General features: G+C 68.3%; 10 protein-coding genes. 3 read left to right on the top strand and 7 right to left on the bottom strand.

The window, feature by feature from the left end; all coding sequences use genetic code 11:
- Positions 1-8 precede the first annotated feature (8 nt).
- Genes glpX through ACKY0W_RS05560 form a run of 3 tightly spaced genes read left to right on the top strand, consistent with a single transcriptional unit; the run spans position 9 to position 3825 of the window.
- Positions 9-1040 (top strand): class II fructose-bisphosphatase, encoded by a 1032-nt coding sequence (gene glpX / locus ACKY0W_RS05570; RefSeq protein WP_409436723.1) that lies wholly within the window; start codon positions 9-11, stop codon positions 1038-1040.
- 25 nt (positions 1041-1065) lie between these two features.
- Positions 1066-2460 (top strand): class II fumarate hydratase, encoded by a 1395-nt coding sequence (locus ACKY0W_RS05565; protein WP_409436722.1) that lies wholly within the window; start codon positions 1066-1068, stop codon positions 2458-2460.
- A 15-nt stretch (positions 2461-2475) separates the two neighbouring features.
- Positions 2476-3825 carry an MFS transporter gene (locus ACKY0W_RS05560; RefSeq protein ID WP_409436721.1) on the top strand — a complete coding sequence of 450 codons (1350 nt, stop codon included), beginning with the start codon at positions 2476-2478 and terminating at the stop codon, positions 3823-3825.
- Here the strand turns inward: ACKY0W_RS05560 and ACKY0W_RS05555 are convergent.
- From ACKY0W_RS05555 to ACKY0W_RS05525, 7 genes are all read right to left on the bottom strand, one after another.
- On the bottom strand, positions 3782-4369 hold the full coding sequence (locus ACKY0W_RS05555) for a TetR/AcrR family transcriptional regulator (protein ID WP_409436720.1): 588 nt from the start codon (positions 4367-4369) through the stop codon (positions 3782-3784). The two genes, ACKY0W_RS05560 and ACKY0W_RS05555, sit on opposite strands and share 44 nt — an antisense overlap.
- 13 nt (positions 4370-4382) lie before the next feature.
- Positions 4383-5339: an oxygenase MpaB family protein gene (locus ACKY0W_RS05550; RefSeq protein ID WP_409436719.1), complete on the bottom strand. Its 957-nt coding sequence runs from the start codon at positions 5337-5339 to the stop codon at positions 4383-4385.
- A gap of 150 nt (positions 5340-5489) precedes the next feature.
- Positions 5490-6305 (bottom strand): polysaccharide deacetylase family protein, encoded by an 816-nt coding sequence (locus ACKY0W_RS05545; protein ID WP_409437661.1) that lies wholly within the window; start codon positions 6303-6305, stop codon positions 5490-5492.
- A 53-nt stretch (positions 6306-6358) separates the two neighbouring features.
- On the bottom strand, positions 6359-7666 hold the full coding sequence (locus ACKY0W_RS05540) for a PhoH family protein (RefSeq protein ID WP_409436718.1): 1308 nt from the start codon (positions 7664-7666) through the stop codon (positions 6359-6361).
- A gap of 192 nt (positions 7667-7858) precedes the next feature.
- Complete coding sequence (locus ACKY0W_RS05535; protein ID WP_409436717.1) at positions 7859-8686, bottom strand: acyl-ACP desaturase; 828 nt, start codon at positions 8684-8686, stop codon at positions 7859-7861.
- Positions 8687-8761: 75 nt separating this feature from the next.
- Complete coding sequence (glyA, locus tag ACKY0W_RS05530; protein WP_409437660.1) at positions 8762-10036, bottom strand: serine hydroxymethyltransferase; 1275 nt, start codon at positions 10034-10036, stop codon at positions 8762-8764.
- 184 nt (positions 10037-10220) lie between these two features.
- Positions 10221-11417, bottom strand: a complete 1197-nt coding sequence (locus ACKY0W_RS05525; RefSeq protein WP_409436716.1) for a DUF885 domain-containing protein — start codon at positions 11415-11417, stop codon at positions 10221-10223.
- Between the last annotated feature and the right edge of the window lie 37 nt (positions 11418-11454).

Genomic DNA, 11454 nt, shown 5'->3' with positions numbered 1-11454 from the left:
TGACTGGCATGACGGGACCAACTCGACGCGAAGCCCCAGACCGCAACCTGGCCTTGGAGCTGGTGCGGGTGACCGAGGCCGGTGCCATGGCATCCGGCCGCTGGGTGGGCCGCGGCGACAAGGAGGGCGGCGACGGCGCGGCCGTCGACGCGATGCGCGAACTGGTGAACTCGGTGTCGATGCGCGGCGTGGTGGTGATCGGCGAGGGCGAGAAGGACCACGCGCCGATGCTCTACAACGGCGAGGAAGTGGGCAACGGCGACGGCCCCGACTGCGACTTCGCCGTCGACCCGGTCGATGGCACCACCCTGATGAGCAAGGGCATGCCCAACGCCATCTCGGTGCTGGCGGTGGCCGAGCGCGGCGCGATGTTCGACCCGTCGGCGGTGTTCTACATGAACAAGATCGCCGTCGGCCCGGAGGCCGCTGACGTGCTGGACATCACCAAGCCGATCGCCGACAACATCGCCGCGGTCGCCAAAGTCAAGGGCCTGTCCGCCCGGGACATGACGGTCTGCATCCTGGACCGCCCGCGGCACGCGCAGCTGATCGCCGACGCCCGGGCCACCGGGGCGCGCATCCGGCTGATCACCGACGGCGACGTGGCCGGCGCCATTTCGGCGTGCCGGCCCGACTCGGGCACCGACATGCTGGCCGGGATCGGCGGAACCCCGGAGGGGATCATCGCCGCGGCCGCGATCCGCTGTATGGGCGGGGCGATCCAAGCCCAGCTTGCGCCCACCGATGACGCCGAGCGGCGCAAGGCCCTCGACGCCGGCTACGACCTGGACGCGGTGCTGACCACCGAAGACCTGGTCTCCGGGGAGAACGTGTTCTTCTGCGCCACCGGCGTCACCGACGGCGACCTGCTCAAGGGGGTTCGCTACTACCCCGGCGGCTGCACCACCCAATCGATCGTGATGCGCTCGAAGTCCGGCACCGTCCGGATGATCGAGGCCTATCACCGGCTGTCGAAGCTCAACGAGTACTCGGCCGTCGACTTCACCGGCGACTCCCACGCCGCCTATCCCCTGCCCTGACCGTCAAGCGAGGACCGGAAAAGCTATGAGCGAGATCGAATACCGCATCGAACACGACACCATGGGCGAGGTCCGGGTGCCGGTGACCGCGCTGTGGCGCGCCCAGACCCAGCGTGCGGTGGAGAACTTCCCGATCTCCGGGCGGGGCCTGGAGCGCACCCAGATCCGGGCGCTCGGTCTGCTCAAGAGCGCGTGTGCGCAGGTGAACGCCGACCTGGGTCTGCTGACCCCGGAGAAGGCCGCCGCCATCAAGGCCGCCGCCGCCGAGATCGCCGACGGCAAGCACGACGACCAGTTCCCCATCGACGTGTTCCAGACCGGCTCGGGCACCAGCTCGAACATGAACACCAACGAGGTGATCGCCTCGATCGCCTCAGCGAACGGCGTCACGGTGCACCCCAACGACGACGTGAACATGTCGCAGTCGTCCAATGACACCTTCCCGACCGCCACCCACATCGCGGCCACCGAAGCCGCAGTGCGCCACCTGATCCCGTCGCTGCAGGTGCTGCACGACGCGCTGGCCGCCAAGGCCGTCGAGTGGCGCACCGTGGTGAAGTCGGGCCGCACCCACCTGATGGACGCCGTCCCGGTCACCCTGGGTCAGGAATTCTCCGGCTACGCCCGCCAGATCGCCGCCGGTATCGAGCGGGTGCAGGCCACCCTGCCCCGCCTCGGTGAGCTGGCGATCGGCGGCACCGCCGTCGGCACCGGCCTGAACGCCCCGGACGGCTTCGGCGCCAAGGTGGTCGAGGTGCTGGTCGCCGAGACCGGCATCACCGAGCTGCGTACCGCGGCCAACTCGTTCGAGGCCCAGGCGGCGCGCGACGGCCTGGTCGAGGCCTCGGGTGCGCTGCGCACCATCGCGGTGTCGCTGACCAAGATCGCCAACGACATCCGCTGGATGGGATCGGGTCCGCTGACCGGCCTGGCCGAGATTCAGCTGCCCGATCTGCAGCCGGGCAGCTCGATCATGCCGGGCAAGGTGAATCCCGTTCTGCCCGAGGCGGTCACCCAGGTGGCCGCGCAGGTGATCGGTAACGACGCGGCGATCGCCTGGGGCGGCGGCAACGGCGCCTTCGAGCTCAACGTCTACATCCCGATGATGGCCCGCAACATGCTGGAGTCCTTCACGCTGCTGTCCAACGTCTCGCGCCTGTTCGCCGAGCGCTGCATCGTCGGACTGGTCGCCAATGAGGAGCACCTGCGCGAACTGGCCGAGTCCAGCCCGTCGATCGTGACACCGCTGAACTCCGCGATCGGCTACGAGGAGGCCGCCGCGGTGGCCAAGCAGGCCCTCAAGGAGCGCAAGACCATTCGCCAGACCGTGATCGACCGCGGCCTGATCGGCGAGAACCTGTCGGAGGACGAGCTGGACAAGCGCCTCGACGTGTTGGCGATGGCCAAGGTAAAGGACTGATCCGCCAGGCCGCGGATGAACCCTGATCCCGCTGGGGCGCGACTGGGCCGGGCGACGCTGGCGAAAGTCTCTCGTCGGCTGATCCCTTTCCTGGCGCTGCTGTTCGTCGTCAACTACCTGGACCGGGTCAATATCGGCTTCGCCGGGCCCAACGGGATGAACGCCGAGCTCGGCCTGACCGCCACCACGTTCGGGTTCGCGTCGGGGATCTTCTTCTTCGGCTACCTGTTGCTGGAGATACCCAGCAATATCGCGCTGCACAGGTTCGGTGGTCGACGCTGGCTGGCCCGCATCATGGCGACCTGGGGAATCGTCAGCACCGCAATCGCTTTCGTGCCCAACGCAGCGACGCTCGTGGCGCTGCGGTTCCTGCTGGGGGTGGCCGAAGCCGGCTTCTTCCCGGGCATCATCCTCTTTCTCACGTTCTGGTTTCCCGAGAAGCAGCGATCCCGGGCGATCTCGCTGTTCATGGTGTCGGTGCCGGTGTCCACGGCCATCGGCGCCACCTTGTCCGCACTCGTCATCGACTGGGGCCATGGTGTTTTCGGCCTGGCCGGGTGGCGGTTCATGTTCCTCGTCGAAGGGTTGCCGGCCATTGCCTTGGCGTTCGCCTGCTGGTTCTACCTGACCGATCGCCCGGCCGCGGCCGGCTGGCTCGACGCCGAAGAACGCCAGTGGCTGGAAACCACGTTGGCCGATGAGCGCGCGGCGGCCGAGGCCGGTCAGCACTGGCCGCTGCGCAAGGCGCTCAGCCACCCGAGGATCCTGGCCCTGGCGTTCGTCTACTTCGGGATCGTCTACGGGCTGTACGCCGTTGGGTTCTTCCTGCCGACCATCGTCTCGGGATTTCAGCAGCAGTACGGCAGCCACCTGAGCATCATCGGGCGGGGCCTGGTGACCGCTGTTCCCTACGCCATCGCGGCGATCGTGATGGTGCCTTGGGCTCGCCACGCCGACAGGACGGGCGAGCGCGTCTGGCATGTGGCGATCCCCGCGATCGCCGGCGGGATCAGCATTCCGGCGGCGCTGTATATGGCCAACCCGTATCTGGCGATGGTCGCGATCACGGTGACGACGTGCTCGATCATGTGCGCCATGCCGGTTTTCTGGGCGCTGCCCTCGACGTTCCTCACCGGGACCGCGGCGGCCGGTGGCATCGCGTTGATCAACTCGCTGGGCAACGTCAGCGGCTTCGGCGGTCCGTACGTGACGGGTTGGCTGACCGATCTGACCGGCGACGGTAAGGCCGCGCTCTGGGTGGTCGGGGCCTTCTCGCTGGCGTCGGCCGTCGTGGTTCTCCGGCTCGGTTCCGCCCCAGCGGCTACCAGACCAGCGGCGCCAGATACTTCTTCGCGTAGGCGCTGACCGCCTGCTCGTCAGCCGGGTCGAGCACCGACGTCGACACCTGGGCGATCGAAGCGGCCAGGCGCACATGCAGTTCGGCGGCAGCCACCAAGTCGGCGTCGGGCATGGTGGCCCCCGCGGCACGTAGCGCCTTGGCCATCGCGCTCGACGCGCTGTCCAGGAATGCTTCGGCCTCCTGGTACATCCCGGCCATCGTCGGCACACCGGCGTCCAGCCGCAGCAGCTTCCGCACCACCGGATCGGTGGTCAGTAGCCGCAACCCGGCGCGAAACGCCGCAACCGCCGCGTTCTTCGGCCCTGAGTCGACCGCGACGGTGCGCAGCTGAACCATCGCATTGTCGAAGGCCCGGCGTCCGAGCTCGGTGATCAGTGCGTCGCGCGTCGGGAAGCGCCGGTACAAGGTGCTGCGGCTGACCCCCGCCTGGCGGGCGATGACATCAAGGCTGGCGCGGCCCACCCCGACCAGTCCGACTTCTTCGGCGGCCGCTTTGAGGATGGCCGCCTCTTGCTCGGCTGGGCTCGCGGTACTGCGTCGCGATGTCATCGGCACCAGTGTGTCATCCCATCGGGCAGCCGCCGGGCGGCGCAAAGGAATCCAGCGCGACCGAGCGGTGCATCTTCACCAGCTTCTCGTACTGCAGCCGGTTGTAGGCCAGCGGCACCAGCACGACGCGATCGGGCAACACCCGCCATGCCATCTGCAGCAGCTGGGTGTAGAAGTTGAACTCGACGTCGTGGTGCGGCTGCCACCGGAATCCGGTCAGCTCCCGAACCCCGGGGTGCATGATCCCGAACGAACAGATCTTGACCACGCGGCCGGCCCCCGCGCTGACGACCGACCACAGCGGAGCAGCCGCGGCCCGAACCGGGGCCGGCAGGGCCGACGGCAGCGGCAACTTGCCCAGCCCGGCCGTGACCCGATCCAGGAACGGGTTGGCCGCCAGGTCGGTCTGCACCATCTGGTCGTAGTACTCGGCGGCCTCGACATAGGTCGCGGGGAACTTACCGGCCTTGCCGGGCAGCTCAAGAGCGCTGAACGCCTCGACCAGTTGCTGGTAGGCCGCCTCCCGCTCGGCGTCGTTCCATTTGATGCCGGTGACGGGGGTGAACGAATTGAGGGTTACGAACATGCCGCTGACGGCAATCCAGTTCCACAGCCGCGGGTTCAGCGCGCTGTAGCGGACATCGGCAAAGTCCCCCTTGCCGTGTCCGTGAACGTCGCGGTGCATCCGCTTGAGTCGCTCTCCTTCGGCCGCGCGGTCCTCGGCATCTCCCCAGATGGCAAGCAGCGCAGAGAATCCGCTGCGGATGGCGCGGTCGGTGAAGTTGCGTTCGAAGCGCCCGGTCTTGTCCACCGCGGCGGCCACCGGCACCAGGGCCACCTCGTCGAACGCCGCGGCGCCGAACAGGCCCGACAACACGCTGCCGGAGTGCCTGCGGAACTGGGCCATCACCTGAGGCCGAATCCGAGCGGCAGGGTCGATGCTGGTGACATGACTGATCACTGCCGTCATCTGTGGCCTCCTCGGCTCGCTTGACACAAAGAATAGTTTTTTGTGTCAAAGTGTCAAGAGCGCGCCCCAAGCCGCGAGACCGCAACTATGCAGGAGAAGTTCGAGTAGCCGCCTGCGTGAGCGCAATCTCGCGAACAAGCACCCCAGGGCTCAAGCCCCGTTGTTGGGTCCCCCGGAATTCGCCCCGGCAATGTCGGTGATCGGGAAGTTCGGCATCGGCGGCGGCGACGGCGTGGCCGGCAGCCCCGGGATGTCCGCGGGCGGGATGTCCTGCAGCTCGCCAGCCGGCGGTCCGTTGTCCCGGCTGCCATACACACTGCCCGGTGCGCGCGGACCGAGCAGCTGGCTGACCGTAACCACGTGGTAGCCATTGGCTTTGAGCACCGGCAGGAACTGGTAGACCAGGTCCACCGTGGATGAGTAGGTGTCGTGGAACAGCACCACCGAGCCGGGCTTGATCTGGGTCATCAGCATGTAGCGGGTGGCATTGGTGTCGGCGTCGTTGATCCAGTCGAACGGGATGACATCCCACAGGATCGCCGCCTGTCCGGCCTCGGCCGCGCGCGCGTTGACCGCCGCATCGGTGAGCCCGCCGGGCGGGCGCCACAGCGTCGGCGTGACGCCGGTCGCGGAGCGGATCGCGTCGGTGGCCTTGGCGAACTGCGCGGGCACGTCCGCTGCCGGGATCGCGGTCATATTCGGGTGTTCCCAGGTATGACTGCCGATCTCCATGCCGGCGTCGGCGATCCGCTTGGCGCCCGCCGGGTCGGCCGCCACCTTGTTGCCGATCAGGAAGAACGTGGAACGCGCGCCGGCGTCGTTCAGGATCCCCAACAGCCGGTCGGTGTAGGGCGAAGGGCCGTCGTCGAAGGTCAGCGCCACACACTTATCGACGGCGCAGTCCACCGGTTCGGCCGACGCCTCGTGGACATGGCTGGTGCAGGCGCCGAGCACCGCAACGGCCATCGCAACAACACCGACATGCCAGGGTTTTGCCACCCCGGCAGCCTACCGGGGGCTCAGCTCAGGTCGGGTCCGCTGATCTCCTCGAGCATCTCGGTGACCAGGGCGGCGATCGGCGAACGTTCGCTGCGCAGCAGGGTGACGTGCGCGAACAGCGGGTGCCCCTTGAGCTTCTCGATCACCGCGGCGATGCCGTCGTGCCGACCGACCCGCAGGTTGTCCCGCTGCGCGACGTCATGGGTGAGCACCACCCGCGAGCCGGTGCCCAGCCGCGACAGCACGGTCAGCAGCACATTGCGCTCCAGCGATTGCGCTTCGTCGACGATCACGAACGAGTCGTGCAGCGAGCGCCCGCGGATATGCGTCAGCGGCAGCACCTCGAGCATGCCCCGTGACAGCACCTCCTCGAGCACTGCCGGGCTGGCCAGACCCTCGAGGGTGTCGAACACCGCCTGAGCCCAGGGCCCCATCTTCTCGTTCTCGCTGCCCGGCAGGTAACCGAGTTCCTGGCCCCCGACGGCGTAGAGCGGGCGGAACACCACCACCTTGCGCTGAGTGCGCCTTTCCAAGACCGCCTCCAGGCCGGCACACAGCGCCAGCGCGGATTTGCCGGTGCCGGCCTTGCCGCCCAGCGAGACGATGCCCACCGATTCGTCGAGCAGCAGATCCAGCGCCACCCGCTGCTCAGCGGACCGCCCGCGCAGACCGAACGCCTCCCGGTCGCCGCGGACCAGCTGCACCCGCTTGGCCGCGTTGACCCGGCCTAAGGCATGCGAACTGCCCGCCAGCAAACGGATTCCGGTGTGGCACGGCAGATCCCGTGCAGCGGCCAGATCGATCTCGCCCTCGTCGAACAGCGCGTCGACGTCCTCGACAGACGCCTCGACCTCGTCCATCCCGGTCCAGCCGGAGACGATGACGTCCTGGGCGTGGTACTCGTCGGCAGCCAGACCCAGCGCGGCGGCCTTGACCCGCAGCGGAATGTCCTTGCTGACCAACGTGACGCTGCGTCCTTCGGCCGCCAGGTTGGCCGCGCAGGTCAGGATCCGGGAGTCGTTGCTGTCGGTGCGGAACCCGGTCGGCAGCACCGCGGGGTCGCTGTGATTGAGCTCGACGTGCAACGTACCGCCCTGTGTCCCAACGGGAATGGGCTGGTCGAGCCGTCCATGCTCTAGTCGCATGTCGTCGAAGATGCGTAGCGCCTGGCGGGCGAACCAGCCGAGCTCGTGGTGGTGGCGTTTGGCCTCCAACTCACTGATGACCACCAGCGGGACGACAACCTCGTGTTCGGCGAACCGGGTGCAAGCCCACGGGTCCGACAGCAGTACGGAGGTGTCGAGCACGTACGTCCGGATTTCAGGCACTAAGCGCTCCAGCGGTGAGGGCACGCGCGACCCCGCGCGAACATTTCGACGGGGGGCACGGCACAGAACCGGGGCCGGTCCTGTCGTAATCACGACCGGTGGTGCCGATGAGACAGCGAAGCGTGTGGCTAGCCATCGATTGCGACGGTACCCCCGTCGGCGCGTGGGCGCTGCGCAGGCGCGCCGGAGTTTTCAGCCGATGACGAGCGGCTTCAGATCGGGGTTGGCGGCCAAGCCCCAAGCGCTGATTCGGTCGGAGATCACCCGGCGCAACTGGTCGGGCCCGAAGATGCCGGCCTCGGCGATCGCGGCCTGCCGGTCGGCGTAGGCGTCGATGTCGGCGCCGACGACCTTGAGCTCGGCGGCCCGGGCGGCGATCGCGGCCACCGTCTCGTCGTGCACGAAGTCCAGGCAGTGCGCGACCAGGTTCGCGAAGAATTCCTCGTGACGCTCCTCGTCGCCCGCGATCCGGCCGATCAGCCCCTTGAGCACCGGCTCATCGATCTGGTCGGCCAGGTTGCGGCAGAACTCGGCGCAGGCACGCTCATAGAAGGCCATGAACACCAGCGTCTCGACCTGGCTGTAGCGGTCGGCGCGGTAGCCCTTCTGCACGTGCTCCATGCGAACACGCTCGTTCTCGTCGGGGTCGATCTCCCGGGTCACGATGAGGTACTCGCGCAGCGCGATGGCGTGCAGGTGCTCTTCGGCGGTCCACCGGCCGATCCAGCGGCCCCACTTGTCCTCGAGGATGAAGTGCTCGACCAGTTCACGGTGGTAGCCGGCCAGGCTGTCCTTCTCCACGAGCAGGATCTCGCAGGCGTCGGTGATCAGCTTGGGCAGTGTGACCTGCGACGGGTCCCAGTCCTGGCCGCCGAGAAACGCGAAGTTCTGGCCCTGCTCGAACGGCACGAAGTCGTGCGCGTACCACGGGTCCACCGTGTCGATGTGTCGGACCAAGTTCGCGTCGACCACCGGCTCCAGCTCGCGGATCAGTGCATTAGCAACGGGACGTTCAGCCATGAAAGTAACTGTAACCCGAATTCACACTATCCTGTCAACTCGGGGTACGGCGTGTCAGTGCCACAACGGGCGGGCCTAGGCGAGCTTCCAGTCCTCCAGGCCGTCGTACAGCGGGAAGTCCTGCGCCAGCTTGGTAACCCGGGCCCGCAGCGCCGGCACGTCAGCGGCCGAACCGTCCGCCAGCGCGGTGGCGATGACATCGGCGACCTCGGTGAACTCGGCGTCGCCGAAACCACGAGCGACCAGCGCCGGGGTGCCCACCCGAAGCCCGGAAGTGACCATCGGCGGCCGCGGGTCGTTCGGGACCGCGTTGCGGTTGACGGTGATGCCGACCTCGTGCAGCAGGTCCTCGGCCATCTGGCCGTCCAGCGGCGAGTCCCGCAGGTCGACGAGCACCAGGTGCACGTCGGTACCGCCACTGACCACCGAGACGCCGGCCTTGGCCACGTCAGCGGCCAGCAGCCGCTCGGCGATGATCTTCGCGCCAGAGAGCACCCGCTGCTGGCGCTCGGCGAATTCGGGGGTGCCGGCGATCTTCAGCGCAACGGCCTTGGCGGCGATGACGTGCATCAGCGGGCCGCCCTGCTGACCCGGGAAGACCGCCGAGTTGATCTGCTTGGCGAATTCCTTCTGGCCGACGATCAGACCGGACCGCGGGCCGCCGAGCGTCTTGTGCACCGTGGTGGACACCACCTGGGCGTGCGGCACCGGCGACGGATGCAGCCCCGCGGCCACCAGCCCGGCGAAGTGCGCCATATCCACCCACAGCGTCGCGCCGACCTCGTCGGCGATGGACCGGAACGCCGCGAAGTCGAGGACACGCGGGTAGGCCGACCAGCCGGCGATGATCACCTTCGGCTTGAACTCCAGCGCCTGGGCGCGCACCACGTCCATGTCGACGCGGTGAGTGACAGGGTCGACGCCGTAGAAGGCGTTCTCGTAGAGCTTGCCGGAGAAGTTCAGCCGCATCCCGTGGGTCAGGTGTCCCCCGTTGGCCAGGTCCAGGCCCAGCAGGCGGTCGCCGGGCTCCATGAGTGCCTGCAGCACCGCGGCGTTGGCCTGCGCACCCGAATGCGGCTGGACGTTGGCGAAGTCAGCGCCGAACAGTTCCTTGGCACGGTCGCGGGCGATGTTCTCCACCACGTCGACGTGCTCGCACCCGCCGTAGTAGCGCCGGCCCGGCAGGCCCTCGGCGTACTTGTTGGTCAACACACTGCCCTGTGCCTGCAGCACCGCCCGCGGGACGAAGTTCTCCGAGGCGATCATCTCCAGCGTGTCGCGCTGACGGCCCAGTTCCTTGCCGAGCAGCTCGGCGATGTCGGGGTCGAGTTCGGCCAGCGGGGTCGACATGGTGGACGCGGGGCGGGTGTTCGGTGCGGCAGTCACGCCCTCCAGTTTGGCACGCGGACCTTCACCCGATTGCCGCAGGCCAGCGATCGCTCCCCCTGCGCCGACTGTGCGGATTTATCCGCAAATCACGAGGTCCGGTGTGTAAATCCACACACTCACGCCGCCGGCCCAGCCCCCCGGGGCCTCAGTCGGCCCGCAGCGTCGACGGGGTCAACGGTTCGTCGAGCAGCCGACCGAACCGCTCGGTGAGACTCACCCCGGGCGGCGCGGCGTCCAGCCAGCCGCGCAGCAGCCGGTAGCCCTCCACGTAGGTCGAGGTGTAGGCCCGCCACAGCGGCGAGGATAAGAACCGCATGCTCTGGCGGGCCCGGTCATCGGTGACCAGCAGCCAGCGGCGCAGGTAGTCGGCCACCTCGTCGGCGTCGCGATGTTCGTCGTGCAGCATCAGCGCCGCGTCCTGCCGCACGTCGGCCAGCGCCGCGGCGGCCTCGGACACCGCTTCGGCCCGGGCCCCGTCGAACTGCAGGCCCAGGTCGGCGTAGATCTCCGCGGCCCAGGCACCCCAGCCCGGCCCGACCGCCGCATACAGCGCCAGATCGGCCAGGCCCTCGGCCATCAGGCATTGCGGGGTGTTGACCAGGAAGATGGTCTGCTCGGCCTGGCCGAGCTTTTCGACCAGCCCGGCTTCCTTGCGGCAGTGCTCGGTGTGATGACCCGGGTAGGACTCGTGGGCCACCAGCCGCGGCAGGTTCGACATCAGCTGTTTGAGGTCAGCGTTGACCGCCACCGTGGAGCGGTAGTCGCCGCGGTAGTAGTTGAACCCCGACCACGGCTTGTCGGTGACCACTTCGTAGGTGATGGTTTCGGTCTCCGGCAGCGGGAAGTGCACCCGCACCCGGTCGCGCAGCGCCGAGGAGAACGCGTGGATGGCGGCTTCGAGTCGCTCCGGCGGAATCTCCTCGGCCTTCCGGTGCGCGGCCATCCGCTCGGCCAGCGGGCCCGTGCCACCCAGTGCTTCGTCCAGCCGGGCGTGCGCTTGGCGATAGCGGTCGGTGTCGCCCTTGACGATGTCGACGTCGAAGTAGTCGCGGACCTCCTCGACGAAGCCGACCTGCTCCCCGGCGAACTTGCGCCCGGCGCACGCCAGCGCCCGCAGGTGCACCCGCAGGTACTCAGCGCGGGCCGGATCGAGGCCGCCCGGCAGCGCAGCGACCAGCTTCTCGGCCTGACGGGCCAGGTCGGACGGGTTGGGCATCGGCTCGTTGGCGACCAGTCGCTGCAGCTCGGGGTCGCCGGTGAAAGCGTCGACGTAACCCTGCTCGATGCGGTCAAAGCGCAGACCGAGCAACAGGTATTCACGGATCAAGGCGGCGGGCTCCATACCCGATCAGGTTAACGGTCGCGGCTACTGCAAGACT

Origin of the sequence: Mycobacterium sp. SMC-14 (assembly GCF_046250075.1) — a bacterium.
GTDB lineage: Bacteria > Actinomycetota > Actinomycetes > Mycobacteriales > Mycobacteriaceae > Mycobacterium.
Note: the sequence above shows the minus strand (reverse complement) of the source record. Positions and strands in the feature narration are given on the sequence as shown.

Excerpts from the sequence above, each read along its gene's own strand:
- ACKY0W_RS05525 (WP_409436716.1), bottom strand. The coding sequence starts at position 11,417 with ATGGAGCCCGCCGCCTTGATCCGTGAATACCTGTTGCTCGGTCTGCGC.
- glyA (WP_409437660.1), bottom strand. The coding sequence starts at position 10,036 with ATGTCGACCCCGCTGGCCGAACTCGACCCCGACATCGCCGAGCTGCTC.
- ACKY0W_RS05550 (WP_409436719.1), bottom strand. The coding sequence starts at position 5,339 with ATGACGGCAGTGATCAGTCATGTCACCAGCATCGACCCTGCCGCTCGG.
- ACKY0W_RS05535 (WP_409436717.1), bottom strand. The coding sequence starts at position 8,686 with ATGGCTGAACGTCCCGTTGCTAATGCACTGATCCGCGAGCTGGAGCCG.
- ACKY0W_RS05545 (WP_409437661.1), bottom strand. The coding sequence starts at position 6,305 with ATGGCCGTTGCGGTGCTCGGCGCCTGCACCAGCCATGTCCACGAGGCG.
- ACKY0W_RS05560 (WP_409436721.1), top strand. The coding sequence starts at position 2,476 with ATGAACCCTGATCCCGCTGGGGCGCGACTGGGCCGGGCGACGCTGGCG.
- ACKY0W_RS05555 (WP_409436720.1), bottom strand. The coding sequence starts at position 4,369 with ATGACATCGCGACGCAGTACCGCGAGCCCAGCCGAGCAAGAGGCGGCC.
- ACKY0W_RS05565 (WP_409436722.1), top strand. The coding sequence starts at position 1,066 with ATGAGCGAGATCGAATACCGCATCGAACACGACACCATGGGCGAGGTC.
- glpX (WP_409436723.1), top strand. The coding sequence starts at position 9 with ATGACGGGACCAACTCGACGCGAAGCCCCAGACCGCAACCTGGCCTTG.